The organism is Haladaptatus sp. SPP-AMP-3, from assembly GCF_049568665.1.
Taxonomy (GTDB): Archaea; Halobacteriota; Halobacteria; order Halobacteriales; family Haladaptataceae; genus Haladaptatus; species Haladaptatus paucihalophilus.
The window spans coordinates 28,308-54,761 of sequence record NZ_CP145899.1 but is presented as its reverse complement, the minus strand read 5'-3'; the positions used below and the strand labels follow the sequence as shown (position 1 = coordinate 54,761).

Below are 26,454 nucleotides of genomic sequence, written 5' to 3'. Positions count from 1 at the left end.
ACCGAATGGAGGACAATCACCCATGAACTCGACGATAGGAGACATCGACAGCCAGCGAGACTACGCTGGAAGTGACCAGAGTGACGTAAACGATAGCCGAGAAGCGACGATATGCGTCGTCGGTCTCGGCTACGTTGGACTCCCGTTGGCGGTCGGTTTCGACCAGGAAGGGTACAACGTCGTCGGCTTCGATATCGACGACAGCAAAGTCGAAACCCTTCGCGGCGGCATCGACACGACGGGCGACCTCGGCGACGACGCAATCGCCGAGAGCGAGATCACCTACACGAACGACCCCGAAGATATCACCCGCGCGGACTACGTGATGATCACGGTTCCGACGCCGGTGGACGAACACGACCAGCCGAACCTCGACTTCGTGAAGGCGGCCGGGCGGACGGTGGGCGACTACATGTCCCCCGACACGACCGTCATTCTCGAATCGACGGTCTTCCCGGGTGCGACCCGAGAAGCCCTCGTCCCTGCAATCGAGGAAGCGTCGGGACTGACGTGCGGCGAGGACTTCTTCGTCGGCTACTCGCCCGAGCGCGCGACGCCGGGCGACCCGGAGCACGGTCTCCGTGACGTGGTGAAAGTCGTCGGCGGAATGGACGACGACGTGCGCGACGACATCGCCGAACTGTACTCGACGGTCATCGACGCGGGTGTCCACAAGGCCGCGTCACTCGAAGTTGCGGAGGCGAGCAAAGTCGTGGAGAACGTCCAGCGCGACTTGAACATCGCCCTCGTGAACGAGTTGGCGATGGCCTTCGACAACATGGATATGGACATCGACACGCGTGCGGTGCTCGAAGCCGCTGGCACGAAGTGGAACTTCCACGACTATCGCCCCGGACTGGTCGGTGGACACTGCATCCCCGTCGACCCGTACTTCTTCATCCACCGGTCTAAGCAGGCCGGATTTTCCCCCAACCTCATCCAAAAAGGGCGCGACGTGAACGAGTCTATGCCCGCTCACGTCTCGAACATGATGATAAAGGAGCTGAATCAGGCCGGGAAAGCGCTCCGGGACAGCCGCGTCCTCATCTTCGGGATGACTTACAAACCGGATGTGGCCGACATCCGGACCTCGAAAGTGGACGGCATCATTCGACAGCTCCGCGAGTTCGACATCGAAACCGTCGGCTACGACCCGCACGGCGACAACGACCTCATGGGCGAGAAGTTTGGGATTCCGATTCTGGAGGACGAGGAGTTCTCCGTCGAGGGATTCGACGGCATCGTCCTCGCGACGCCCCACCACGAGTTCTACGACCTCGACTTGGCGGAGCTCGCGGCGGTGATGAACGACGACCCGTGCTTCGTGGACATCACGGGCGCGTTCAAGCCGGAGAAAGTAACCGACGCCGGATTCGCTTACCGGAGGGTGTAGATGTACGAAGGGCACACGATAGGCGTCGTCGTGCCCGCGTACAACGAAGAAGGGTTCGTTGGCGACGTCCTCGACTCGCTTCCCGACTTCGTAGACCGCGTCTATGCTGTCGACGACGCCTCGACTGACGGTACGTGGGACGAAATTAGAGCGCACGCGGCGCTCGAACGTGCGCCGCGTGCTGGCGAGAGCGACGACACCGACGGACAGGTCGTCGCTATCCAGCACGAAGTGAACAGAGGTGCTGGCGCGGCCATCAAGACGGGGTATCTCGCCGCCCGTGAGGACCAGACCGACATCACCGTCACCATCGACGCGGACGGCCAGATGGACCCCGGCATGATGACGCGGTTTCTCGACCCCATCGTGGCGGGAGACGCGGACTACGCGAAAGGGAATCGCCTTTCGAATCCCGAATTCCGCCACGAGATGCCGCGGTTCCGCCTGCTCGGCAATTGGATGCTGACGTGGTTGACGCGCATCGCCAGCGGCTACTGGGACGTGACGGACCCGCAGAACGGTTACACTGCGATTTCGCTCCCCGCGCTCGAAGCCATCGACCTCGAAGGGATGTACGAGTACTACGGCTACTGCAACGACATCCTCGTGAAACTGAACGTGGCCGGAATGCGCGTGACGGACGTGGATATGCCCGCGACCTACGGCGACGAGGAGAGTAGCATCGAGTACAACGACTACGTTCCGAAGGTGTCGCTCATGCTCCTCAGGAACTTCCTCTGGCGGCTCGGGTCGCGCTATCGCACCCATCCCCTCGGTATCGCCTACCTCGTCGGCATCGTTAGCGGCGTGGTTGGTATCGCGCTCGGCGTTCGGGCCGCTGGCGCGACGCTCACCGGCTCGGAGAGCGACGACGGCCGAAAGTCACTCACGTCGCTCGTCGTCGGCGTGGTCGGCATCATCGTCGGGGTCGTTCTCGACCGGAGGGAGAACACATGAAGGTGTTCGTCACCATTCAGCACCCGGCACACGTCCACTTCTTCCGCAACGCCATCGCGGAACTGGAGGCGGACGACCACGACGTGCACGTCTTCGCCCGCGAGAAGGAGATGGCGGTCGAACTCCTCCGGCGATACGATATCAGCCACGAAGTGCTGGCCGGTACCGCCTCGGGGCTGTCGCAACTGGCGCGAGTACAGGCGACCTACGAGGCACGTCTGCTCCGCCGCGCGGTCCAGTTGAAGCCCGACGTGATAACCGCTATCGGCGGCGTCGCGGCCGCGCACGTGGCGAAAGTCACGGGTGCACGGAGCGCCATCTTCTACGACACGGAACACGCGAAGCTCATCCAGAATCTCGCGTTCCCGTTCGCGGACGCCGTTTACACCCCTGATTGCTATACGAGAAACGTCGGCTCGAAACAGGTGCGGTATCCCGGGTATCACGAACTCGCGTATCTCCACCCCGACCGCTTCACCCCCGACCCGACGGTGGTCGAAGACCTCGGCCTCGACCCGGAAGAGACGTTCACCGTCCTTCGTCTCGTCGAGTGGGGTGCCTCACACGACGTTGGGCAGGGTGGATTCGACGACGTGCGCGACGTGGTGGAACGGTTGGAGGACGCCGGTTCCGAGGTGCTCATCACCTCGGAGCGGACGCTCCCCTCGTCGCTCGAATCGCGCAGGGCGACCGTTCCGCCCCATCGGATGCACGACCTACTCGCCTTCGCCGACCTGTTCGTCGGCGAGGGTGCGACGATGGCCGCGGAGAGCGCCGTTCTCGGCACCCCGGCCATCTACGTCAACACGCTCACGATGGGCTACACGGACGAACTGGACGAGCGCTACGAACTCCTGTTCAACTATCAGCAGGAGGACCGACACGCGCGAGCGCTCGAACAAGCAGTCTCCATCCTCGAAGGCGACGCCGACTGGCAGGAACGTCGGCAGCGACTGCTCGACGACAAGGTGGACACGACAGACGTCATTTTGCGTGCGATTACGGGCCGCTCCCGGAATGCACGCGGTCGGACGGCGCAGACCGGCGCGGAGGTTTAAATACGATGAACGAACCACGATTCGACGAACGGAGGCACTGATCGATGTTCGGGAGAATGTCCGGCTGGCTGAAACAGCGACGCTTCGACGTTGATGCCGCGATTATCGGCTTCGTAATCGCGCTCGGGCTGTTTCCGCTGCGGTTTTTCGCCTCACAGATATACATCAAGACGATTCCCATCGTCCTCGGACTGGGGTGTGCGCTCTACCTGCTCGCGGTTCGCAACGACCGCGAGACGATGAACGCGTATCCGTCCGTCTCACGGCTCGTGGCCCAGATACTGCCGACCATTGGTTTCCTAACGATGGCCGCGATGGTCGCCATCGCGCTGCACGCGGGTCAGCGGTCCCTGCTCTTCCACGTCCTTTCGGGCGCGACGGGGACGCTCATCATGCTGCAAATCCTGTTCGTCGACGACGAGGACTTCCTCCCGTCGCTCCTGCTGGTGCAGATACTCTCACTCGCGTTCGTCATCCGATTCATGGCGGTGTACACCACGCCGTCGTACATCGGAATCGACATCTGGACGCACATGACGCAGTTGGCGGGAGGCGTGCTCGAACAGCACTCCCTGTCCGCGATGAACGGGAACAAACACATTGCGGCACCGCTGTTCCATCTGCTCGTCGCGTCCTCGTCGATGTTGTACGACGTATCCCTCCGCAACGCGCTGTACCTTTCCATCGGGGTCGTGATGCCCATGACGATAGTGTTCGTCTACGGGGCGACGAAACTGCTCGTCCCGGCTCGATGGGCCGTGTTCGCGGCGATGCTCTACTCCGTCGGTGACTATTTCATCGAGTGGGGAATTCACCTCATCCCGACGAGCCACGGCCTGTTGTTCTTCGTCGCCATCGTCTACGCGCTCCTGCGCATCATGCGATTGGAGTACAACGCACGGGACTTCAGCCTGCTCGTGTTCCTCTCCATCGCCATCATCCTAACCCACCAAGTCTCGACGTTCATCATGCTCGTCGTGCTGTTCTCGGGACTGCTCGCCCAGTTCGTCCTCAAACTGGGACTCTTCCAGACGACCGCGCGTCGGCCGGGCGTGTATCGCAAGCTGGAGCCGGTCAACCTCGCGGGACTGCTCGCGTTCGACGTGGGACTTATCACCTTCATGTGGTCGTTCACCCCGTACAACGGGAACTCGTTCCTCGAAACCGTGCTGTTGTATCTCGAACAGACGCTGGTGTCGAGTGCGGGCCTGTTGAACCTCGCGAGCAACAACTCCCAATACATCTCCCTTCCCGCCCCGACGTTCATGCAGAAAGTGGCGACGTACGTCGATACGATGGGATTCCTCATCCTGTTCGGGTTGACGGTCGTCGGTTGTCTGTACGTCCTTCGGCGGAAGCGCATCTCGCATTCCGTGTTCACGCTCCTGTTCGCAACCGTCGTGATGACGGGGTTCACACTCGGACTGCCGATGTTCGGTATCCGTAATTTCATCCCGCAGCGATGGTTCGCGTTCCTCTACGCGCCGATGGCCATCCTCGCCGCTCTCGGCGTCGGGTATCTCGTCCACAATCTCAACCGAAACGTCGTCGTCGTGGCGTTGCTGGTCGTCGCGCTCGTCTATCCGAGCGTGATGGTGATGTCCAGTCACGGCGCTATCGACAGCCCCGTGTTCAAGGACGAGCAGGCGCGCTTGACGTACACGAAACCGGAAGTCGCCGCCGTCTACACCATCTCGGACATGACCGGTTCTCCCGACTCGGCGAACATCTTGTCGAGTCAAGTGATACACACGGACCACCCGTATCAGACGGTGTTTTCGAGAACGGGGTCGTATCCGGCGGCGGCGGCCAACCTCTCCGCCGACAATCGGGACGGACCGACGGACCACCCGATAACCGTTTACCGTCGGTATCAATCCACGGGGACGCCGAAGTTCGTCCTCGTGAAGCACGTCACGAAGGACGGCGAGCCGATAACCGCCACCGTTCCCGTTCGGCGGAAGGTGTCACAGCAACAGTTGTGTCGCCCCGACCAGAGCATCCTCTACAACAACAGCGACGTGATGCTCTGTGCCAACCGGACGATATAGAGAGCACCCGCTTCTTTCATTCTCCTAAAGAGAGCAACCCTTTTCTCACATCCTCTTGCATGCTGTATCATGCACGGAAAACGCGTCCTCGTCACCGGGGGTGCCGGATTTATCGGTTCGAATCTCGCCAATCACCTCGCCGAAGCGAACGACGTTATCGCCATCGACGACGGCTATCTCGGCACCGAAGAAAACCTCGACGAGGCGGTCGAATTCCACGAACGAAGCGTTCTCGAAGACGACCTGCCGACGGACGTGGACGTCGTCTTCCACCTCGCGGCGCTGTCGTCCTACGCGATGCACGAGGAGAACCCGACGAAGGGCGTTCGGGTGAACGTCGAGGGATTCGTCAACACCGTCGAACAGGCCCGAAAGGACGGCTGTGATACCGTCGTCTACGCGACGACCTCCTCCATCTACGGGAGTCGAACGGAACCGTCCCCGGAAGAGATGGACGTGGAAGCTCGAACCGGCTACGAGGCGTCCAAACTGGCCCGCGAACGCTACGCGGAATACTTCGCCCACCACTACGACATGAACATGGCCGGAATGCGGTTTTTTTCCGTGTATCAGGGCTACGGCGGCGCGGAAGAGCACAAGGGCGAGTTCGCCAACATCATCGCCCAGTTCGCCGACGACATCGCGAACGGTGACTCGCCGGAAATCTACGGTGACGGCGGTCAGACGCGCGATTTCACGTACGTCTCGGATATCGTCAGCGGTCTCGAACTCGCGGCCGAGAACGAACTCACCGGCGTCTACAACCTCGGTACGGGCGAAAGCTACGACTTCGATACCGTCGTCGAGTACATCAACGAGGAACTCGGGACCGACGTGGAACCGGTGTACGTCGAGAACCCCATCCCGGAGGACGTGTACGTCCACGACACGATGGCCGACGTGAGCAAGTTCACCGAAGCCACCGGCTGGGAACCGGAGATCACCTTCGAGGAAGGCGTCCGTCGCGTCTGCTCCCAGTACCAGTAATCCGTTTTCTTTCTTTTCGGCCGTCGTTCGAGACGACAGCGGTTCGTCGTGTGGGGTACGGGTTCCGACCTTTACGAGAAGAAGCCGCCGTCGTCGGTAGTCGTCGTGGTGGTTCCCGTCGTAGTGGTCCCCGTCGAAGTCGTCGTGGTGGTTCCCGTCGTAGTGGTCCCCGTCGAAGTCGTCGTGGCGGTGGTCGTGGTGGTGGTCGTCGATGGCGGTTGCGAACTCGTCGACGTCGTTTGCTGTTGTGTCGTCTGTTGTTGTTCCGTCGTTTGCCGTTGTGTCGTTTGCTGTTGTTCCGTCGTCTGTTGGTCGTCTCCGCCGTCGCTACTCGTTCCGCTGTCTGACCCCTGGTTATCGCCTCCCGCATCCGCCTGTTTCGAGAGCCCGCTCCGCGAGGAAACCCACGCGCGAGCCTTCGTGTACGGTTCGCCCGACGCAGACCCCTTGTACAGGAGGAGTTGGACGCGGACGTTCTCGCCGGTGAACGCCGGGTCGCCGGTGAGTTTCACCTGCTTTTTCTCCCCGGCATCGACCGTCACCTGCTCTTTGGCGAACTGGGCCTGCTCCGTGACCTCTCCTCCGTCGACCTGCTGGATGACCGCGACGACGGTGTACTTCGTCCGCTCTCGCTCGTGATTGTGAACGCTGACCGTCACGCCGTCAGCGGCGAGGTCGGTGTCGTACATCGTATTCGTATTGCTGTTCACGTCGTTCGTGTTGCTCACGTAGAATTCCGTGAACGCCTTCCCCTGTGGTGGGTTGAGCACCGCGAACCCGACGCTTGACGCCAACAGGAGGAACGCGATTACGATGCCGACGTTCAGCGCTACCGTTACGCCGCTTCCCGAACGGCCGCTCGGATTGAACAGCACGCCGGGTACCCCGGGCGAATATCGTCGCTCGGCCGGGACGCGCAGTCGCCGTATAAACGCGATAACTCCGAAAATCGCGGTGAACCCGACGATACCGTACAGAATCGGATGGACGCGAACGCCCCACGGCGTGAAGTTCGAAAGCGCGGCGATCATGGGGACGACGGCGACGCTGAGCGCCGCCGCGAGCGCCACTCGCTCGGGTCCGCCGACGGCGTACGCGGCGTCGTCGTTCCCCGATCCGAACGTCCGCGTTTCGCCCTCGCTGCCCTCCGGGAACAGTGCCGAGATGAGCACGTATCCCGGGAGAAAGACGACGAGCGGGAGTACGAGGGCGACACGTACCCGTCCACCGAGTTCAACATACGCCGCTACTCCGCCGACAGCGGTCAGCATAAGCGCTAGTACGAGGTCGAGAAACCACCAGCGGCTATTCGTACTCATTGACGTGAAAATCGACCGGAGCGGGTTTTATTATACGGCTCCTAATCAGTTCTCCGACCGTACTTCGTCGGCTCCGCGCCGCTTCGACCCCGCGTCGTCGGTTCCCTGTGCCTCGGTCGGCATGTGCAGAACGTCCGTCGGGTTGACCATGTTCTCCGAACACTGCGCGACCCAACCGACCATATCGTTGATCCGGAGCTTGTGACGCGACGGCAGGTCGTGAATCGTCTCGTTTTCGGGGAACAACCGCTGGTCCAAGTTGTAGCGGTCGTACACCTTCTGCCGGTCGGGCCACGCGGGTTGGAACTCCGTGATGAACGGGAGTTTTCGGCGCACGAACTGCTCCATCTGGGACAAGAACGTCGACGTGTACGGCCGATCCGGAGGACGGTGGCGGAACAGGTCCTCGTCCAACTGCCGAATCGCCCGGATGAACGTCGACGTGTTCCGGTACTCCGGCGGCGTTTGCAGGTGCCACTCCAGCAGTTCCGTGTCGGCCGCGATGAACGATTCGAGGTAGTTGTCCGCGAGGTGGGTCCGCGACGGAATCGTCGGCTGGTTCCGGATGCTGAACAGCGCGAGGGCGTTCTGCACGGAGTCGGTCCGCGTCCAGCAGCGGTCGAACTCCGAATCGATGGCTTGCCGGACGAACTTTCCGGCGGCGTCCGGGTCGGACGTGTACTTCTCCGCGACCTTCCTACTCCGCTCGGGGAGGTAGCCGAAGTTGTCGAGCGACGCCTCGACCGGGTCGGGGTCCGACTCCATCTTCTTGGTCGGGATGGTCTTGCCGAACAGTTTCAATTCGGTTCGCTTGTGGCCGAATCCCTTCAACAGCGTGTCGAACAACAGGGCGTGGTACATCGTGTCCACTTCCATCTCGCTGTTGTAGCCCGCGTGGTGGATGTGGATGGACTCCTTGATGCCCTGCGTGTCGCGCACCTTCTGTTCCCCGGGCGTGATGTACCGGTCGTTCGTCACCAGCGTCGTGTGGTCCACGTTGTACTGTTTCGCCAAGCGCCGGGCGACCTTCACCTCCTGTGCGTCCGGCATTCCGACGGTGTAGCTGTGGTCGAGGTCGGGGAGCTGTGACAGCAGCGTCCGCGAATCGTACCCCGCCGACAGCAACAGACCCTTCTTGCCCGGCTGACGCGAACGGAGTCGAATCGCACGCTGCATCCGGTCCGCGAGTTCGCTCGCGTAGTCCATCTCCCGCTCCTCGTAGACGAACCGGTCGAGTTCGCCCGCCTCGTCCGGGGTCAGATAGCCGTCGAACGGCGCGCGATGGAGCTCGTGAAACAGCGTTTTGTCGCCGAGGACGACGCCCATGTGGAGGAACTCGCCGACCGACTGTCGGCGCATCGTCGGGTTGTCGATGGTCTTTGCGACCTCCGCCGCATCGGACCCGAACACGCGCACGCCGGGGTCGTCGGTGTAGAAACACTCCCACGACCGGATGGAGTCGGTGAGCACGATGGTGTCCCCGTCGTGTTCGATGAACGCGAGGTACGACCCGTTGAGCGACCTGATGGCGTCCACTCCCTGTTCGGCGTACCGTTCCAACAGCCAGCGGGCGGGTTCGGACCAGCCGCGTTTGTTGGGGTACGCCTCTCCCCAGATGATACACGACCCGAGTTCGCCCGAGTACGAGGCACTTCGACCGGGAATTCCGAGTCCCGTATCTCGAATTCCGACGGTAGCAACGTCGCTCGTCACGATATCGTCGAACTCCCGCTCGGAGCGGAACCGTTCGAACTCGTCTCGATCACCGAAGACACCAAATATCTCTTTGTTCATCCTTCGTGCTCCTCCGTTGGGTCTGTGGGCGGTCGCTCCGTGCCACGGCGGCATCGGACTGCGCGCCGATTTCGTCTCGTGCCTTCCTCTCTCGCTCGTGTCACGGTTGGCTCTACTGCTGTCTATAGCGTCAATGAGGGTTAACTATACACAGTATAACATCAGGAAAATTGTGTTTAGGAGCCTCTAAAACCGTTTTCACTCCCCGACAGCACCGACCATCGTCCGGAACACGTCGCGGATTCCGTAGTTCCCCCACAGCTCCATGGCGACGATGGCGGCACCGTACACGACGACGCCCGTTGCGACCATGAGGGCGAACTTCGGGATACCGCCGATATGCACGTTCATTCCGACGAAGACCACGACGGCCACCATTCCGATGCTCGCCGCGAGCGGGTACAACAGGAGGCGAAGGAACTGCCTGTAGCTCCCTTCCACCTCGCGGACGGCGAGGTAGGTCGAAACCGGCTCGGAGAACAGAACGGAGTTGCCGACGATGACCGCGCTCGTTCCGATGACCCCGTACGCCGCGGTTGCCGGGTAGATGGTCAACAGGATGATGGCGAGCTTTCCGACCTGTATCTTGGTGGCGAGGTCGGGTTTGCCGACCGCCTGAAACAGCGGCCCGGTCGTCGCTCCGATGGACCGGAGCAGGCCCCACACCGCGAGCAACTGCATGATGGGAATCGCGGGCACCCACTCCGGACCGAGGAACGCGTGAACGAACGCGGGCGCGACCGCCACGATGCCCGCCGCCAACGGAATCGAGATGAACGTGGTCAGTTGCACCGTCTTGAAGAACGCGCGGCGGAGGTTCGCGGCGTCGTTCTGTAGCTTCGAGTACGTCGGGAAGATGACGCTCGTCAGCACCTTCGTCACCTCGGTCGCCGGGGCGTTCGACACCTTGTACGAGTACTGGTAGAGGCCGATAGCGGCGCTGCCGAGCAACCATCCGACGAACACGTCGTCCCCTTCCGTGATGAGGAAGACGATGATTCCCGACGCCGTGATCCACTTTCCGTACCCCACGAGTTCCCGCGTCTGGTTCATATCGATGCTCGGCCACGGTCGGTATCCGTGGAGGACGTACGACAGCGACGTCGCCACCACTACGCCCGCGATGTCGCCGACCACGAGCGACCACACGTTGCCCCAGAGCAACGCCAACCCGATGGTCACGCTCACCGCGGCGACCGCTTTGCCGACGAGGTAGACGAACTGCTTGTCGTAGTCCAAATCCTTGCGGAAGTAGACGATGCCGGGGTTCTGAATTCCGGTTATCAACGGCACCAACGACATCACCTGAATCACCTGCGTCGCTGGCGGTTGCGCGCCGAAGAAGTCGCGCGCGATGTACGGTGCCGCGAGGAACCCGATGGCGGCCAGTATCGTCCCGCGCACCGCCGATAGCGTCCACGCGGTGTCGAGGTACTCGTTGATGTTGTCCTCTTCTTTCTGGATGAGCGCCTGCTTGATGCCGAGGTTCGAAAAGCGGCGCATCGCCGCCAACGTCAACAGCGCGTATGCGACCAATCCGAACTGCACCGGAGTCAGAATGTTGGCGAGCACGACGAGTTTGACCAGTTGCAGGCCGCGTCCGATGACGTTCGCCATCGACGCCCAGATACCGCTCGTCACCGCACGACCCGAGATATCGTCACCCGGCGTCAGCGTCGCTTTCACCCACCGAAGTAGTTCGATCGGCGACCGTCCGCTCATCGTCTCTCCTCCTTCGTGTTCCGCCCGTTCGCGCTCGGTTCACCCGTCACACCCGCCGCTTCGCCGTCCGACGCATCGTCTGTGCCGCCGTCGGTGACCGCTTCCGCCGAGCCGTTCACCTTCGTGTCGTACGCATCGCTTTCGGGGAACCGCGTCTCGACCGGCCGGTCGTCGGTCGCCGACCGATACACCGCCGCCGTCCATTCGCCGACGACATCCCAGTCGAACGACATCGAGCGTTCCCGTGTTTGCCGTCCGATTTCGTCGAGGTCGAGCGTCGGTGCGCGTTTCATCGCCGCCCGAAGGTCGTTCGGGTCGTCAGGGTCGTACAACAGTTCGGTTTTCGGTCCGAGCACGTCGGGTAGACAGCCCAGTCGCGGCGCGATGACCGGCGTTCCGAACGACATGGCGAGGATGACGCTCCCGGACAGCACTTCGAAGGCGAATCGGACCGCGGCCACGTAGCTCCGCGTTCGCGTCCGCTCGATTACGGACTGGTGGAGCCAGTGAAAATGCAACACGTCCGGGTCGTTTCGTGCGACTCCGGAGAGAACGGGAGCGAGGCCGCTGGAACTCCCACGCGAGACGGAGACGCCGTGTGATTCGAGCGCATCCGCCAGCAGCAGTTGGTCCGGATTGTCGTCGTGGTTCGGAAGAAACAACGCGTTCATCGGTGTGATTTTGCATTCCTCTCGTACGCCGTATGTCGGCAACCGGTGCTCATCGAAACAGATACTCTTTGCGACCTTTGTTATGGGGCTGCTAAGTCGCCCGTCCGCCTCCGTCCTCCCGTTTATCGATGATATATATTTATCAGTCGACCTCCGATTGTGCTTTGTATGCGTGATTTGGAGCGATGGGCCGCCCAAAGCCGTCTGTGGAATTTCTGTAAGCAGGCGGGTATCGCGCCAGCGGTCGCGACACTCTACTGGCACGCGAAACTGGCACTCCATCTCTGGTCCGTCCCCGTGACCGTCGGGGGATATACGGTCGAATTCGCCACCGACTCTCGGACCGAATATTCCCGCGTGACATCGCTCGTCGGCGAACAACCCGTCATCGAGTCGCTGCTCAACGATGTCCGTGAATCGGACGTGGTGTACGACATCGGCGCCAACATCGGGACACACACCTGTTTCGTCGGGAAACGGCTCGATAGCGGCGTGGTCGTCGCGTTCGAACCGATGCCGACGAATGCGATTCGACTTCGACACAACCTCTCCGCGAACGTCCCCGTCAACCGATGGGATATCGCCGAGTTCGCCCTCTCGGACCAGGACGGTGCGGGCTCACTCGCCGTCGAGAGCCGAAACTACGGTGAGGGAAAACACGCCCTTTCGGTCGATGGCGAACTCGAAATCGACGTGTTTCAGGGGAAAACGCTGGTCGAGACGGGACGGTACCCCGAACCGGATATCCTCAAAATCGACGTCGAGGGTGCCGAACTCCAAGTTCTCCGTGGGTTCGACGACATCCTATCCGACGTTCGCGTCGTCTACGCGGAACTTCACCACGAGTTGAGCGAACAGTACGACTCCTCGACGGCGGAAATAGAAGCGTATCTCCGCGAACATGGGTTCGAAATCGAACGCCTCAGCGAGCGCTCGGACGCGTACCATATCCGCGCGGTAAACTTCCGAGGTACCGAGTCGAAGTGAGAGCGGGCGGTCGGTCGTTAGAACTCGTTGCCCCAGCCGTCGTATCCGTCGGCGCTGTTGTCCTCGATGCCGTTTTCGAGGTTGCACTTTTTGACGTAGACGTCCTCGGCCTCTGGTTTGAGCAACAGGCCGACGTCGCCGCGCCGCGACCGAGCGGAGACGCCTTCTATCCACGTTCCCGTCCCCTTGTCCGTTATCGGGCGGTCCTCCGAGACGTAGTCCCCCTCGTAGATGAGGCAGTTGTCTCCGGTGTTCGTCAAGGCGCGTCGGCCCCAGCCACCGCCGTAATCGACGTTGACGCCGCGGAAATCGCAGTTGTCGCGGTAGTTCTGGATGGCGCTTCGGGTCCCCTCGGTGGGCGATTCGCCGGTGATAGTAACGTCTTCGAGGTAAACGGGTTCGTCGCCATCGCGGATCTTGATGACCGGGCCGCCGCCGGTCTCGTGTTCCACGTGCGTGTGCTTGATGCGCGTCCGTCCGCCCGATCCTCGAATCGAGATTCCCGTACACGGGTCGTCGGTGTGAACGGCAACGGTACAGTTATCGATGTAGTTGTAGTTCGCACCCGCGGTAATCCAGATCGCCGGGCTATCCGAGACGTTCGTCTGGAAATCGACGTTCTGCGCGACGAGAAGGCTCCCGTCTTCCATGCGGAGGCCCCGTTGGGAAATCCCGTGCGGGTTCTCCTTGTCCACGATGATCGTCGCGTCCTTGATGTAGCTGTCGTGCCCTCCGAGACGTACGTTCGCGCCCGTGCTGTTCTGGAAGCGGCCCCCCTCGATCTGAATCGAGCCGGAACCGTGTGCGGCGTACAGGCCGTTGTCCGGGAAGCTGCCGAGGATGCAATCGCGGAAGGTGAGCGTCCCTTTGTTGTGATTCGAGAGGATTCCGGTCGGACCGCGCCACAGCGAATCGCTCGGCGTGTTTCCTTCCCACGCGGCGCCGTCGGGAGCGTGGAACCGTTCGACGAGTCCTTCGCCGTCGGAATCTGTGATGACGAACCGCCCCGGTCCCCACGTCCCGCTGTCGTGTTGGCCGAGGATTTCGATGTCCCGAACGATGAGGCCGTCGTCGATGGCGGCTTCGATGACGCGGATGCCGGTGTCGTCCGCCGTTTGGTCCACGGTGAACCCCTCGATTCGCAGGTCCGTTCCGGGGTCGTAGTCCACGCCCATTCGGAAGAGTCGGTAGTTTCCGTCGCCGTCGTCGTCGAAGTCGTGGTAGCTCGCCGGGACGAGTTCCGCGTTGTCCCCGGCCATCCCGAAGTTGTCGAAGCCGGTGAAACGGAACTGGTCGTCCATGTAATACCGCCCGGATGGGAAATAGAGGAGCGTATCGTCGTCCGCGTGTTCCCGAAGAACGGGTGTGATAGACTCGTTCCCGTCGTTGTCCGCCCCGACGTCCGTTATGTCAATGACCGTATCGTATTGGCCTTCGTAATCCGATTTGCTCGCAGAAGCAGACCCCATGACAGCGGCCGTCGCCGCGATTGCTCCGGTGAGCTTGAGATATGTTCTTCGACTCGTAATGCTTCGATTTTGCCTGTCTGACGCCATCAAAACACCCAAATAAATCCCTCATATTAATTATCTGGTGCCTAGTTCAGTCCCTCCCCGTTTTCCCGCTGTTGGAAACGTTGCAAACGGTGTTTCGTACCCGGATTTCCCACATGCACAATCATTGACATTGCGCCCTTAAGCGCCATATAAGAAAATACCTATGTCTGTTTGGATAGGGTAGCGATGAGACGACAGACACGACGCACGTTTCTGACGACCGTCGGTGCAGCCGGTACCGCTGGTCTCGCCGGTTGTTCCGGTGTTATCGGCAACGATAGCGATAACTCCTCCACGACGAGTAGCACTAGTGACAAAGACAACGGGACGAACACCAGCGGCGGCGGGGAAACCACGACCGAGGGTGGTGACGATGCCTCCGCCGGTCCACAGACCTTCGAGGGCTTCGAAAAACTCGGCCCGTGGAGCGCCGTCGACGGGCAGGGAAGCCTCAAGAAGAGCACGAAGATGAAATACGAAGGGTCACAGTCCGCCCACATCGTCGGCAGCAAGCAGACCAAGCAGGGGATGATCCACCGCGTAAACTTCGGTGACAATCCCGCCGACCTCAGCGGCAAGAACCTCTCCCTCGCGTTCAAGTGCACGTCACACGACTTCGTGAAGATCGCCGTGCAACTGTACGCGCCGGACCGCGGCCACATCGTCGAGATGAAACGGACGCTCTACGGGCCGAAGGGCAAGTGGGTTCGCGTCAACCTCGGTGTCACCAGCGAGATGGACCCGAAGAAGATCGATCTCTCGAAGGTTTACGAAGTCCGCATCATCGGTCGTTCGACGGACCCCAACACCCAGAAACCAATCGAGTTCTACGTGGACGACCTGAAAACTGTCCCCGCCCCCGACAAGGGGATGGTGATGCTCACGTTCGATGACGGTCTCGAATCGCAGTACACGAAGGCGTACAAGACCATGAAAAAGTACGGCTTCTCCGGCGTCGACGCCATCATCTCGGATGCCGTCTTCGACGACGGGTTCCTCAACCGAACCCAGATGAACGAGATGGTACAGGATGGTTGGGACATGATCTGTCATCCCAACACGCAGGCGACGCCGATGGACAAACGGCCGAAAAAAGAGCAGGAGAAGCTCATGAAGGAGTGCCAGCAGTGGCTCAAGAAGTACGGCTACGACGGTCACAAGTACATGGCCGTCCCGAAGAACGTCGTCGGGCCGAACACGTTCGACCTCGCGCAGAAGCACTTCGACCTGACGCTCTCGTTCGGCGCGTCGCCGAACGCGCTCCCGGCGATTAAGAAGAACACCATCATCTCGCGGATGTACGGTCAGAGTGACCTCAAGAACGTCAAACAGAAGATCGACCACGCCGCCAAGTACAAACAGCTCTCGCCGCTCCTGTTCCACAATATCGGCGGGAAGGGCGGCGTTCCCGAGAAGCGGTTCGAGAACATCCTGAAGTACATCAAAAACAAGAACGTCGAAGTGGTCACCATCACGGACCTGGAAGAGAAGGGAATGCTCATCTAAGCCCGCTCGACGCCTGTCATTCGCTTTCTCCGCCCATCCCCGCACGACTGTCGTGCGTCTCTTTTAGCCGCGGGCCGGAATTTCTCCGCCCGCGTTTCGACCCGCTGAACCGACGGTCGTTTGCTTTTCACCTCGCCGTCGTCCGTGACTCACCCGTGAGACGTCTCTCCGTCGTTCGTCCGTTTCCGTTCCGTCCACGTCGCGCACATCGCCCGCGACGACCGCGCCGCTTGGACGCCCGTGCTTCTCCCTCGGACTAAACGCCTGTCTCGCTCGCGTCTCTCGGTTGCTCACGTCACTCGGTTCTCGAACCCCTCGGGTACGGCGGTCGGGCAGTCTCGTTCAGTCCGAAAGCAAAAACAGCACCGTCGGTCCTCCTTTCGCCCTCGTTCATCGCTCATCCCGAACTCCCGTTCCCGCGGTTCCGGTCCGCGTTCTGGCTGAAGTCGTCGTTCGTATCGTCGCTCACAACCACGACGACGAATTCGTCGTCGTATTCGACGTGGAACCGCTACTCGTCGCCGAGGACGTCGTGTCCGTCGTCGACGATGTGGTGCCCGCCGTTGACGATGTGGTACCCGCCGTTGACCCCGTAGTCGTCGTGGACGACTGTGACGTCGTACTCGCGCTCCCCGTCGTTGTCGTACCGGTGGTAGTTGTTGTTGTCGATGGCGGTGTCGTGGTGGTCGTGGTCGTCGTTGTCGTACTGGTGGTAGTCGTGGTCGTCGGCGGTGTCGTGGTGGTGGTCGTACTGCTCGTCGTTGTGGTCGTGGGCGGCGGTGTGGTGGTCGTCGTCGTGGACGGTGGCGGGTTAGTATCCGTCGTGGTGGACGGCGGTGGACTCGTAGTCGTGGATGGTGGCGGATTGGTATCCGTTGTCGTCGGCGGCGACGTACTCGTCTTCTTCGTGGTGGATTTCGCTTGCGTCGTCTTCTGTTCGGTCGTCGATTTCGTCGGCGTCGTACCGTGCGTCGTTTCGGCCACCGTCGTTCCCGCAACCGTTTGCGTGTTGTTTATGGACGATCCTTGGTTCGCACCGCCGACTCCGCCGATTCCGCCGATTCCGGGGTCGAGGAACGCGTACCCGATCCCCGAGACGAACAGCAGAATGCCGGTGACGACCATCAGCTTCTGTATCGAGTCGGATGACATCGTATTTTCTCTCACTTTGGTCTGTAGTGTTTCGGCCCGCGAGCCGAGCGGTTCGGGGAACGACGAGAGCGTATCGAAGACCTCTCCGAAACCGAGCGCTCCCGTCGCGAACGCGAAGAACGTGAAGACGCCCAGTCCGAGCGGCGGGACGAGGACGAGCGCCAGCGGGACGTGGACCCCCGCGATGAGGGGGCGAACGTCGAGCACTCGCGCAAGAACGAAGATGGGGGGTGCCGACAGTATCGTCGTCCCCAAAATCCGACCCAGGCGGGCGTCCGATAGGGGGTCGAAGCCGACCTTTCGGGCGCTCCAGAGGTGGAAGACGAACATCGACCCGTAGCCGATACTCGTCGAAACGGCTGCTCCCTGCATCCCGTACCGTGGAATGAGCAGGAAGTTCAGGACGAAGTTTATGCCCGCCGCCGTCCCCGTGGCGATAATCGGGTATTTCAGGTCACCCTTCCCTTGCGAGATGGCGAGGATGGGTCGGGCGACCGCGAACCCGAGCGACCCCGGCAACAGCAAGAGCAGGGGTGTCACCGCGGGCAGGTACTTTGCACTGAAGTAGACCGGGACGGCGATGTTCGCGAGCGCCGCTAGACCCAACCCCATCACGCCGGTCAGGAGGAACGTGTAGCGGGTCGTCCGTGCCGACAACTCCGAGATGCGCTCGGTCTTCCCGTTCGACCACAGTTCGGACGTGGAGTGGACGAACACCGTCTGGAGCGCCATCGGAATGAACCACAGGAACTCCGCGAGTTTCAGCGCCGCGCGGTAGTACCCGACCTGTTCGTTGCTCCCCGACATTAGCTGGAGCATCAGGATGTCGACGTGGTACAGGGACATGAGGAGCAGGATGAGCACGATGGACAGCGAATTGAACGCGAGCATCCTGCGCCGCGGGAAGTCCTCCGGCGTCGACCGAAGGAAACTACGGAGCGACGTTCGTTTTATGATGAGCGCGAACCCGATGACCGCCACCATGGTCGCCGCGGCGATTTTCCCGGCCAACGCGCCGAGGACGGCGATTTCGAGCATTCCCCGGTTTCGCATGTAGTAGACGAGCGGCAGGGCGACGACGATGAACGTCACCCGCTGGACGACCTTCAGGGGTTCCGAGTATCGCTCCAAACCGAACCCCATCAGCGTCCGACGAGCGTACGCTTGGAACTGGCTCGCTATCGTCATCACCGTGAGGAGGTAGAAGTACAACTCGTACTCCGGGCCGAAAATCCACGCGACGACCCCGGTTCGCGTCGCGAGCGCGAGCAGTATCGCTCCTGCAACCGCGAGCACGAGCGCGAGTCGGAAGTAAAAGCCGACGACGTACTCCTCCCAGCAGTCCATCTCGTGCTCCTCGGCGATGAACTTCCGAACGCCGTCGGAGATGCCGGAGCTGACGAGTATCATGAACAGGGAGAACACCGACAGAACAGTGGTGTAGACGCCGATACCGGTCGGTCCGAGCAACCGATACAGTATCGGCGTCGTCATGATACCGATGACGAGTGTGAGAACTTTCGTCCCGGCGACCGAAAGGACGCCGCTCAGAATGCTTCGTTGCACGAAAGCCCCCCCGATGCAGTGCTCGTCATTCCAGTATCTATCATCACAGTGTTGCTAAAGGGACTTTATTATGAATCGGATAGAGACGGTTTTACGCGTATCCGAGGTCCTGTAATCGCTGCTCGACGTCGACTGACACGTCCTCTTCCATGTGTTCTCCCTCGTCGCCCTCGGTGATGCTCCGTCGTGCACCGTTCTGGTGAACGAGCCACGGGACCGTCGTCAGTTGCGGGATGTAGATGCCGTTCGGATGGCCGTACTCCGCCATCGGAATCGGCCGCGCGCGTTCGCCGAACGCTTCGCCGTGGTCCGCCGTCACGACGCTCTTGCCTTGGAGCGTCGAGAGCAGTTCCTCGACGTGCGGGAGCACCATCTCGACGTTCTCCTCGTAGGCCTGGTAGAGGACGCTGACCGGAACGTCCACTTCTCCGGCCATCACGCGGTTCCAGAAGTCGAGCGAGTCGAGGTCGAGGTGTTCTTTCCCCGTCGGTCCGATGAACGGATAGTGGGGTTGGATGAAGTGGACGACCAACCGCTTGTCCGGGTACTGCTCTGCGGCGTCCTTCGCGACGTCGACGACCGTTTCGGGGCGGACGGTTCGGAACTCGTCGTCCCAGCCCTCGTCCTGCCAGATGTTGATGACGTCGTGGAGTTGCACGTCTATCCGGTCGCGCTTCCGGTAGAGCTGGGGATTCGCGGTCACGTAGACGGTATCGCGGAGGTCGGCACCGTCGAAATACGTGGCGAGAAAGTCCGGTGTCGAACTCGATTTGGTTTGCCGTGACTGAAGCTCCCCGGGAAGCGTGTTGCACTTTTTGAAGGTATCGTAGCGGCAGGCGTCGAGAATAATGAGGTTGTCCCAGTCCTCGTCGAAGAATTCGACGGCGTCGGGACTCGGCTCCTTGCGCTTATAATAGTGCTTATTCAGCTCCCGAGTAACGAGATGTGGCTCCTTGATGCCACGTCGGACACGCCGAATCGTCTCCGTGATGTTCATGTACCGGAGAACAGGGTTCGTGTCTATATTATTATCCGTCCCTTAAGCCTTCTCCCGGCCGAATCAGGCGCTAAAGTCGTTCCCCCAGCCGCTTACGTCGTTGCTATCGTCGCGGATTCCGTCCACGATGTGGCTCTTTTTGACGTACGTATCGCTCGCCGATTCTGTCAGTCGGAGTCCCGGGAGGTCGCGCTCCGAGTTCGCATAAACCCCTTCTATCCACGAGCTGACGCCGTGGTCGATGATGGGGTACTCCTCGGAACGGAACTCCCCTTTGTAGACCAAGTTGTTTTCCCCGGTGTTGACCAACGCTCGGCGGCGGGACGACCCCAACTGCTTGACGTAGAGGTCCCGGAAGTTACACTCGTCCCGGTCGCATCGGACGGCCGCCCGCGCACTTTCGTCGCCGCCGTTTCCGACGAAGCGGCTGTTCTCGACGTGTACCGGGTCCTCGCCGTCCTGAATCCAGAGCGAGAAGCCGCCGGACGCTTCGTGGGTGAACGTGGAGTTCTTGATACGCGATTGGCGCGTGTCGTCCTGCAATCGGAGCGCGTGACAGACGTCGTTCCCGGATGTTTTGACGTTTAGACCGTCGACGTACAGCAATCCGACGTTCTTCGACTTGATGGCGTCGCCGTTCGGGTCCGAAACCGCCACGTCGCAGTCGATAATCCGCATGTATCCCGCGTTCTCCGCTCGGATGGCGTGTTGGTTACCGTGACCGCTGCTCTCGTTTACCGAGATGGTCGCGTTCTTGACGATGCTATCGCGCCCGCCGATTCGGATGCTCGCCGTTTGGCTGTTCTCGTAGTAGCCGCCGTCGACGATTATCTGACCCGACCCGTTGGCGGCGTAGAGACCGTTGTCCGGGAACCGACCGAGCTTGCAGTCCTTGAACGTGATGCTCCCCTTGTTGTAGCGGTTGCAGATGATGCCCGTCGGACCGCGCCACAGTTGGTCGGCCGGCGTATTTCCGCTCCACGCGCCGCCGTCCGCCGCGCTGAAGTTATCGACGAGTCCCTCACCGTTAGAATCGGTGATGACGAACCGCCCCGGCCCCCACGTCCCGCTGTCGTGCTGGCCGTTGACGGTGACGTCCCGGACGATGAGACCGTCGTCCATCGCTGTTTCGATGACGCGGACCCCGGTGTCGTCCGCCGTTTGGTCCACGGTGATGTTCTGGAATCGGAGGTCACGACCCGGGCTGTAGGCGATGCCGAGGCGGAAGAGGCGGTAATTCCAGTCGCCGCCGTCGTCGAAATCGTAGTAGTCGGCCGGAACGATGGTCGTGTCGTCTTCGCCGATGATGCCGAAGTTGTTGAAGCCGGTGAAGCGGAACTGTTCGTCCATGTAGTATCGACCACCGGGAAGATACAGAAGCGTGTCATCGTCGGCGTACTCCCGAAGCAGCGGCGTGATGGAATCGCCCTCGTTCGGGTCCGCACCCGCGTCGTCGACCATGTTGACGACCGTCCCGTAGTCGCTCGCGTACGGAATTTCGGCGCTCGCCGTCCCGGACATCGTTTGCGTCCCTATGGCAAATACCCCCGCGGCGGTTACCCCTTTCAAGAACGTTCGGCGCGTCGCTCCAATGGATGATTTCGAATCGTTAGTGTCGTGTATGTCGCTTTGATGAGTCATTCTGAATCCCAGAGTTTCCTGACAACCGTCGTGAGAGAGGAATACAACCCCGATTTACCGGATTCTCGGTACGTTGGCAGCCCTGACGGTCAACAATAATATCTACTAGTATCTTTCGGCCAAAGTCTGTGGCTTAGTAGTTCCATTCTTTAAGTAACCAACGTATGACAACTCATGTCACGAACTGGGTGACGACAAAAGGACGGAGAGACCGCTGTTCGGCTACGGAACGGTTCCGTAGCCGAACAGAATAATGATAAAAATTCAATAATAATTCAGATTAGACAGTTCTACAAATACAATACTGATGAGAATTAAACAATACTACAAATCCAACACGTCCGCGTGGAGGTGTGCGATATCCACGCAGACGCGTTCCCACGTGAACTGTTCGGCGTGCGCTTCGATTCCGTCGCGGTCCCAGTCCTTTCGGAGGGCGCGCACCACGGCGTCCGAAAGCGCGTCGTGGTCCTCCGGGCTATCGACGAGGAAACCGTGGTCCTCGGAGGTGACGGCCTCTTCGCTCCCGCCGTTTATCGTGGAGACGACGGGCGACCCGCACGCCATGGCTTCCAACTGCACGAGGCCGAAGCTTTCGCTGTAACTCGGAAGCACGAACGCGTCACAGGCGCTCATCCAGTACCGGAGGTCGTCGTTCGAGACGTACCCCAGCAACCGAACGTCGTTCTCCAATCCCAACTCCTCGATCTGCTCTTCGAGTTCCGAACGCATTCCGCCGTGACCGCCGATGGCGCAAACGACGTCGCCTTCCCGTTCGATAATCTCCGGCATCACGTCGATGAGGTGGTGGAATCCCTTGCGCTCCTTGAGATGTCCCAGCGCGAAGAGCAGGTTCGTGTCGTCCGCGATGCCGAGTTTCTTCTTCGCGTCGGCCTGTGGAACGCGTCGAAGGCGGTCCTGACTGAACCCGTTCGGGATGTAGAACACGTCGTCGTTGAACCGCCGAAGCGTGTCTTGGTCCTGCCGATTGACGCGAACGATGGCGTCGGCGGCGGCCCACGTTCGGTCGATTTTGTCGTTCGAGGATTCGAGTTGGTCCATGAACAGGTCGTGATTCTCGTGGACCGTGAGGACGAACGGAATCCCGAGGTCGCGCCGGAGGACGCGTGCGACGTACCCGGCGGTCCACGTCAGGTGGGCGTGAATCACGTCGAATTCGACGGGCACGTCGTCGAGGAGTTTCTTCACCTTTCGAGCGTGCTGGTCGCCGAGAAATCGACGGTGGAGGTCGAGCGGGAGATAGAGCAGCGGCGTGCTGATGACGGTAACGTTGTCCGGTTTGTCTTCTTCGTTTATCTTCGCGTCCTTGCTGAACGGCTTGGCGTACTCGACCGGCAGATAGCGCGAGACGTCGGCGAACCGGTTGTAGCGAACGAGGACGTACACCTCAGAGAAGTAGTCGGCGAGGACGTCGACCTGCCCCTTGACGAAGTGGTTGTAGCTGTGTGAGACGATGAGCAAGTTCTTGTCCGCTAGCGCATCCAAGTCGTGATTCCTGGGAACATCCCCGGAATCCGGCGGTTCGACGGCTTGCGCGCGCGTGTCGCTCGACATACGTGGTGAAAGGCATCCGTCGGTGTTTATTATCGGGTGACTAAGCGCGGTGGTGTTGCTCCGAAAACACGGGTTGCAACAGACCGGAACCACCCCTTGTCGGTCGTTCTGGTCCCCCTACTGAGTGTTTACGAGGTCTATAATTAACCCGGGAAGACGTGATACTCTATTCATGTTACCGGTGGAACTGGCTCATCGAGCGTGTGGAGGGGTACGGTATGAATACGGATAGGCTCCTCGCGGCGGGTATCGCGCTGTGCTGTATCTTCGCTATCGGGACCTCCGCTTCGACGCTCGGCGCGTCGGTCCACACCAAACCCGACGACGTAATCGATGTCAACTACAAGTCGCTTCCCATCAATCCGAACGACGCGGGCGAGTTGAAGCGGGAAGCCCAGTCGAAGGGATCACCGGCGTCATCGCAGTCGAATAAGCAGCAGGAGAATCAGCAGGCGAGCCAACAGCGGCAACAGCAATCCAGTGCGAACACGCAGAAACAGCAGTCGAAGTCGAAAGCCTCGTGGAAGCAGTTCGACTTCCTCGAAGACCTCCTCGCACTGCTCCGGAAGCTCATGCGCGCCCTCGTTTGGGTCGTTCCGGCCGCCGTGCTCGTCGGGGGCGTCGCGGTCGGCGTCCGGTTCCGCGACCACCTGTTCGACGATTCGACGACCGAAACGATGTCCAGTAACGGCCCGGCGTCGCCACCAGCGCCGACTCCCGACCCGTCGAACGAAGTCGAGCGGGCGTGGTGGTCGATGGTCGAACGGTTCGGGGTGGACCGTCCGCACACTAAGACACCGGGAGAGTGTGCGCGGGAGGCGATAGATGCCGGTGGCGACGAGGACGCCGTTCGAACGCTGACGCGGACGTTCGAGGAGGTGCGCTACGGCGGTGAGCCGATCACCGACGACCGACTCGACCGAATCCATCACGATAGCGACAGATTCGGGAGTGAAACATGAAGGGTCGTCGAGTCACGCTCGGACTCGCTGGCACCGTCGCGCTCGTTCTCGCGGTCGCTGGGGGGGCGAACGCGGTGCCGGTTCGCTCGCTCGTCACCGCGCTCGGTAACGACTACCTGCTCGTCGTCGCCATCGGCGGGGTCGGCCTCCTCGTGGCAATACCCGTCCTCACGTCGGGGAGGGACGGTAACCTCGTTCAAGCCGACATGCCCGCACCGGAGCGCCCCGTCACCGTTCCGCCCGCCGGACACGATTTCGACGAAACCGTCGGGTCGTGGCGCTATCGACTTCCGCTCGTCGGTCGAAAGCGACGGCGTGCCGTCGAAGAACGTCTTCGAACGGCGGCAGTGGAAACGGTCATGCGCGCCGAAAACTGCTCCCGGAACGAGGCGAAACGCCTCGTCGAAACCGGGGAGTGGACAGACGACCCGACCGCCGCCGCGTATCTCGGCGGCTCCGACGTGCCCAGTTCGAGTGGGGGCCGCCGCGTCTCGTCCTTGCTTACCGGCCGGACGTGGCACCAACACTGCGCCCACCGAACCGCCGCGGAAATCTCAGACAAGGGTGAAGAGCTGTGACCGAAACGCACCGATGGCGGGGCGTCATCGCGCTTTCGCTCGCCGCGGGCGCGGTCGGTCTGGCAGTCGATAGACCGTCGATGCTCCTGCTCGCCGTCATCGGCGTCGTCTTCGCCGCCTATCCGCGTGTGGTTGCCGACCCGGAGCCGAAACTCCGACTCGAACGGCGGCTGAGCAACAGCACGCCGCGTCCCGGCGACGAAGTGACAGTCACGGTCACGGTGACGAACGAGGGTGGGTTCCTCCCCGACGTCCGAATCGTGGACGGCGTACCCGCGCTACTCTCCGTTTCCGGCGGGTCCCCGCGGGACGGCGCCGTCTTCTGGCCCGGTCGCTCGGTGCGTTTTTCCTACCGAATACAGGCCAAACACGGCAAACACCCGTTCGAACCCGCGACCGTCGTCGCCCGCGATTTGAGCGGCGCGCGGGAAGTCGAAACCACCGTGGCCGCGGATACGGAACTCGACTGCACCGCGACCGGTGCCGAGGGACCGCTCCGGGACAAAACGCTCGACCAAGTGGGCCGTATCGTCGCCCAGAAAGGCGGGAGCGGCATCGAATTCCACCGGATTCGGGAGTACCGCGCTGGCGACGCGATGCACCGCATCGACTGGAACCGCTACGCCCGAACCGGCTCCCTGACGACCGTCGAATACCGCGAGGAAAACGCCGCGACGGTCGTCGTCCTCGTCGATGCGCGGCAGGTCGCCTACCGAGCGACGACGGACGAACCCCACGCCGTCGCCTACAGCGTCTCCGCGGCCGAGCAGTTGCTCGCGTCGCTTCACCGCGACCGAAATCTCGTCGGCCTCGCGGCGTTCGGGTGCGAACAGTGCTGGTTGGAACCCGGCGCGGGGCGGTCGCATCGGGCCAACGCCCAGCGACTGTTAGCGACACATACGGCGTTCGCATCGCTCCCGCCGACGGAGGAGGCCGACCACGGCGAACAGGTCGAACAGCTTCGAACGCGCCTCCCCAGCGCGGCGCAGGTGGTGTTGCTCTCGCCGCTCTCCGACCAAACCATCGTCGAGACGGCGCGCCGCCTCGACGCGTACGGCCACCGGATAAGCGTCATCAGTCCCGACGTCACCGCCGACGAGAGCGTCGGGCAGCGTCTCGCGGGCGTCGAACGCGAAAATCGCCTCAGTGAGCTCCGAAAAGCGGACATCCCGGTCGTCGAGTGGGACCCGGAGACGCCGCTCGCCGCGGCGTTACTGGACCGACCGAGGAGGGTTCGAGCATGAGCGCGGGGGCGACGAGAACGACGACGGCCACGCAACGGCCGACGCGCGTTGCGAGCGGACTCGCGGTCTGTATCGCGCTGTTCGCGCTGTGGAAACTCGGTGCGTCGTCGCTTTCGCTCGCGTTGGAACTGCTCGGCGTGGCGGCGTTCGCCACTGGCGTCGGTCTGTGGCGACGCGACTGGCTCGTCTCCGGTTCGGTGATCGGATTCGTCGGTGTCGCCGGGTTCGCCGGGTCGCTCGGCGTCGCGTTCGCCGCGATTACCAAACTAAGCGGCTTCATCCGGCTGATTCCCGGGTTGATCGGCGTCATCGTTCTCGCGCTCGCGCTCGTCCCGGCGCGCGGAACGGGGTCCCGGGCGCTCGTCAAGGTGGGTACCGCGCTCGTCTTCATCGGCGTGCTGGCGTCCGGCATCTTCAACGCGGTCACGCTCGGGACGCTTCTGTTGGCCGGCGCCGCGACGGTCGTCGCGTGGGATGCGGGCGAGCACGCCATCAACGTCGGCGAACACCTCGGCCGGGGTCAGGACACGCGCGAAATCGAACTCGTTCACGTCGCGGGAACCGGTGTGGTCGCACTCGTCGCCGTCGAGGCGGCGACGTTCTCGGGCGGCGTCGGTCCGTCGGGACTCTCGCTGGCGTCTCTGGTGCTGTTGTTGGTCGCAATCGTCCTGCTCGCGGTGGCCCTCCACGATTAGCAAGTCGATAATAAAGCACGGAGAACGCTCACGATTGAGCAAC

The 26,454-nt window shown here is 61.6% G+C and carries 21 protein-coding genes; 11 read left to right on the top strand and 10 right to left on the bottom strand.

The genetic code is table 11. The annotated features are described in order from the left end of the window. The first annotated feature begins 22 nt into the window (after positions 1-22). The 5 genes from V5735_RS18760 (at position 23) to V5735_RS18740 (ending at position 6,446) form a co-directional block, all read left to right on the top strand. The gene (locus V5735_RS18760) at positions 23-1,393 is read left to right on the top strand and encodes a nucleotide sugar dehydrogenase (protein WP_423746407.1); all 1,371 of its coding nucleotides are present in this window, start codon (positions 23-25) and stop codon (positions 1,391-1,393) included. Continuing rightward, entirely contained in the window at positions 1,394-2,350 is a 957-nt protein-coding gene (locus V5735_RS18755) for a glycosyltransferase family 2 protein (RefSeq protein WP_423746406.1), read from the top strand. It abuts the gene before it with no gap. Then, positions 2,347-3,408, top strand: coding sequence for a DUF354 domain-containing protein (locus V5735_RS18750; protein ID WP_423746405.1), 1,062 nt, complete (start codon positions 2,347-2,349; stop codon positions 3,406-3,408). Before V5735_RS18755 ends, V5735_RS18750 begins: the two co-directional genes overlap by 4 nt. Positions 3,409-3,452: 44 nt before the next feature. After that, positions 3,453-5,459: a hypothetical protein gene (locus V5735_RS18745; protein WP_423746404.1), complete on the top strand. Its 2,007-nt coding sequence runs from the start codon at positions 3,453-3,455 to the stop codon at positions 5,457-5,459. Between the two features lie 69 nt (positions 5,460-5,528). Next, positions 5,529-6,446: an NAD-dependent epimerase/dehydratase family protein gene (locus V5735_RS18740; RefSeq protein ID WP_423746403.1), complete on the top strand. Its 918-nt coding sequence runs from the start codon at positions 5,529-5,531 to the stop codon at positions 6,444-6,446. A 71-nt stretch (positions 6,447-6,517) separates the two neighbouring features. Here the strand turns inward: V5735_RS18740 and V5735_RS18735 are convergent, their stop codons facing one another. The 4 genes from V5735_RS18735 to V5735_RS18720 all read right to left on the bottom strand — a co-directional run bounded on the left by V5735_RS18735 (position 6,518) and on the right by V5735_RS18720 (position 11,952). Then, a complete protein-coding gene (locus V5735_RS18735; protein ID WP_423746402.1) occupies positions 6,518-7,765 on the bottom strand; it encodes a DUF1616 domain-containing protein in 1,248 nt (415 codons plus the stop codon). A gap of 45 nt (positions 7,766-7,810) precedes the next feature. Next, on the bottom strand, positions 7,811-9,559 hold the full coding sequence (locus V5735_RS18730) for an asparagine synthase-related protein (RefSeq protein ID WP_423746401.1): 1,749 nt from the start codon (positions 9,557-9,559) through the stop codon (positions 7,811-7,813). Between the two features lie 198 nt (positions 9,560-9,757). Beyond that, complete coding sequence (locus V5735_RS18725) at positions 9,758-11,281, bottom strand: lipopolysaccharide biosynthesis protein (protein WP_423746400.1); 1,524 nt, start codon at positions 11,279-11,281, stop codon at positions 9,758-9,760. Next, entirely contained in the window at positions 11,278-11,952 is a 675-nt protein-coding gene (locus V5735_RS18720; RefSeq protein ID WP_423746399.1) for a glycosyltransferase, read from the bottom strand. The genes V5735_RS18725 and V5735_RS18720 overlap by 4 nt, the downstream gene beginning before the upstream one ends. A 168-nt stretch (positions 11,953-12,120) precedes the next feature. Here V5735_RS18720 and V5735_RS18715 point away from each other — a divergent pair, with 168 nt between their 5' ends. Beyond that, positions 12,121-12,939 carry an FkbM family methyltransferase gene (locus tag V5735_RS18715; protein WP_423746398.1) on the top strand — a complete coding sequence of 273 codons (819 nt, stop codon included), beginning with the start codon at positions 12,121-12,123 and terminating at the stop codon, positions 12,937-12,939. A gap of 17 nt (positions 12,940-12,956) precedes the next feature. On the opposite strand, the gene V5735_RS18710 is transcribed toward V5735_RS18715, so the two are convergent. Beyond that, entirely contained in the window at positions 12,957-14,408 is a 1,452-nt protein-coding gene (locus V5735_RS18710) for a right-handed parallel beta-helix repeat-containing protein (RefSeq protein ID WP_423746464.1), read from the bottom strand. A gap of 273 nt (positions 14,409-14,681) precedes the next feature. Between V5735_RS18710 and V5735_RS18705 the strand changes: the two genes are divergently transcribed. Continuing rightward, on the top strand, positions 14,682-16,001 hold the full coding sequence (locus V5735_RS18705; RefSeq protein WP_423746463.1) for a polysaccharide deacetylase family protein: 1,320 nt from the start codon (positions 14,682-14,684) through the stop codon (positions 15,999-16,001). Between the two features lie 63 nt (positions 16,002-16,064). Here the strand turns inward: V5735_RS18705 and V5735_RS18700 are convergent, their stop codons facing one another. The 5 genes from V5735_RS18700 to V5735_RS18680 all read right to left on the bottom strand — a co-directional run bounded on the left by V5735_RS18700 (position 16,065) and on the right by V5735_RS18680 (position 22,932). After that, positions 16,065-16,295 carry a hypothetical protein gene (locus tag V5735_RS18700; RefSeq protein ID WP_423746462.1) on the bottom strand — a complete coding sequence of 77 codons (231 nt, stop codon included), beginning with the start codon at positions 16,293-16,295 and terminating at the stop codon, positions 16,065-16,067. A gap of 171 nt (positions 16,296-16,466) precedes the next feature. After that, positions 16,467-18,719 (bottom strand): polysaccharide biosynthesis C-terminal domain-containing protein, encoded by a 2,253-nt coding sequence (locus V5735_RS18695; protein WP_423746461.1) that lies wholly within the window; start codon positions 18,717-18,719, stop codon positions 16,467-16,469. Positions 18,720-18,810: 91 nt separating this feature from the next. Further along, the gene (locus tag V5735_RS18690; protein ID WP_423746460.1) at positions 18,811-19,716 is read right to left on the bottom strand and encodes a hypothetical protein; all 906 of its coding nucleotides are present in this window, start codon (positions 19,714-19,716) and stop codon (positions 18,811-18,813) included. 63 nt (positions 19,717-19,779) lie between these two features. Beyond that, the gene (locus tag V5735_RS18685; protein WP_423746459.1) at positions 19,780-21,237 is read right to left on the bottom strand and encodes a hypothetical protein; all 1,458 of its coding nucleotides are present in this window, start codon (positions 21,235-21,237) and stop codon (positions 19,780-19,782) included. A gap of 444 nt (positions 21,238-21,681) precedes the next feature. Continuing rightward, positions 21,682-22,932 (bottom strand): glycosyltransferase, encoded by a 1,251-nt coding sequence (locus V5735_RS18680; RefSeq protein WP_423746458.1) that lies wholly within the window; start codon positions 22,930-22,932, stop codon positions 21,682-21,684. A 218-nt stretch (positions 22,933-23,150) separates the two neighbouring features. On the opposite strand from V5735_RS18680, the gene V5735_RS18675 reads away from it, so the two are divergent. Genes V5735_RS18675 through V5735_RS18660 form a run of 4 tightly spaced genes read left to right on the top strand, consistent with a single transcriptional unit; the run spans position 23,151 to position 26,411 of the window. After that, positions 23,151-23,894 (top strand): DUF4129 domain-containing protein, encoded by a 744-nt coding sequence (locus V5735_RS18675; protein WP_423746457.1) that lies wholly within the window; start codon positions 23,151-23,153, stop codon positions 23,892-23,894. Next, positions 23,891-24,472 (top strand): DUF7269 family protein, encoded by a 582-nt coding sequence (locus tag V5735_RS18670; protein ID WP_423746456.1) that lies wholly within the window; start codon positions 23,891-23,893, stop codon positions 24,470-24,472. The genes V5735_RS18675 and V5735_RS18670 overlap by 4 nt, the downstream gene beginning before the upstream one ends. Then, positions 24,469-25,716, top strand: coding sequence for a DUF58 domain-containing protein (locus V5735_RS18665; protein ID WP_423746455.1), 1,248 nt, complete (start codon positions 24,469-24,471; stop codon positions 25,714-25,716). The genes V5735_RS18670 and V5735_RS18665 overlap by 4 nt, the downstream gene beginning before the upstream one ends. After that, positions 25,713-26,411 (top strand): DUF7519 family protein, encoded by a 699-nt coding sequence (locus tag V5735_RS18660; RefSeq protein WP_423746454.1) that lies wholly within the window; start codon positions 25,713-25,715, stop codon positions 26,409-26,411. Before V5735_RS18665 ends, V5735_RS18660 begins: the two co-directional genes overlap by 4 nt. The last annotated feature ends 43 nt before the right edge of the window (positions 26,412-26,454 follow it).

Bases quoted from the DNA above. Each gene is read 5' to 3' on its own strand.
- V5735_RS18760 (WP_423746407.1), top strand. From the start codon at position 23: ATGAACTCGACGATAGGAGACATCGACAGCCAGCGAGACTACGCTGGA.
- V5735_RS18755 (WP_423746406.1), top strand. From the start codon at position 1,394: ATGTACGAAGGGCACACGATAGGCGTCGTCGTGCCCGCGTACAACGAA.
- V5735_RS18750 (WP_423746405.1), top strand. From the start codon at position 2,347: ATGAAGGTGTTCGTCACCATTCAGCACCCGGCACACGTCCACTTCTTC.
- V5735_RS18745 (WP_423746404.1), top strand. From the start codon at position 3,453: ATGTTCGGGAGAATGTCCGGCTGGCTGAAACAGCGACGCTTCGACGTT.
- V5735_RS18740 (WP_423746403.1), top strand. From the start codon at position 5,529: ATGCACGGAAAACGCGTCCTCGTCACCGGGGGTGCCGGATTTATCGGT.
- V5735_RS18735 (WP_423746402.1), bottom strand. From the start codon at position 7,765: ATGAGTACGAATAGCCGCTGGTGGTTTCTCGACCTCGTACTAGCGCTT.
- V5735_RS18730 (WP_423746401.1), bottom strand. From the start codon at position 9,559: ATGAACAAAGAGATATTTGGTGTCTTCGGTGATCGAGACGAGTTCGAA.
- V5735_RS18725 (WP_423746400.1), bottom strand. From the start codon at position 11,281: ATGAGCGGACGGTCGCCGATCGAACTACTTCGGTGGGTGAAAGCGACG.
- V5735_RS18720 (WP_423746399.1), bottom strand. From the start codon at position 11,952: ATGAACGCGTTGTTTCTTCCGAACCACGACGACAATCCGGACCAACTG.
- V5735_RS18715 (WP_423746398.1), top strand. From the start codon at position 12,121: ATGCGTGATTTGGAGCGATGGGCCGCCCAAAGCCGTCTGTGGAATTTC.
- V5735_RS18710 (WP_423746464.1), bottom strand. From the start codon at position 14,408: ATGGGGTCTGCTTCTGCGAGCAAATCGGATTACGAAGGCCAATACGAT.
- V5735_RS18705 (WP_423746463.1), top strand. From the start codon at position 14,682: ATGAGACGACAGACACGACGCACGTTTCTGACGACCGTCGGTGCAGCC.
- V5735_RS18690 (WP_423746460.1), bottom strand. From the start codon at position 19,716: ATGAACATCACGGAGACGATTCGGCGTGTCCGACGTGGCATCAAGGAG.
- V5735_RS18685 (WP_423746459.1), bottom strand. From the start codon at position 21,237: ATGTCCGGGACGGCGAGCGCCGAAATTCCGTACGCGAGCGACTACGGG.
- V5735_RS18680 (WP_423746458.1), bottom strand. From the start codon at position 22,932: ATGTCGAGCGACACGCGCGCGCAAGCCGTCGAACCGCCGGATTCCGGG.
- V5735_RS18675 (WP_423746457.1), top strand. From the start codon at position 23,151: ATGAATACGGATAGGCTCCTCGCGGCGGGTATCGCGCTGTGCTGTATC.
- V5735_RS18670 (WP_423746456.1), top strand. From the start codon at position 23,891: ATGAAGGGTCGTCGAGTCACGCTCGGACTCGCTGGCACCGTCGCGCTC.
- V5735_RS18660 (WP_423746454.1), top strand. From the start codon at position 25,713: ATGAGCGCGGGGGCGACGAGAACGACGACGGCCACGCAACGGCCGACG.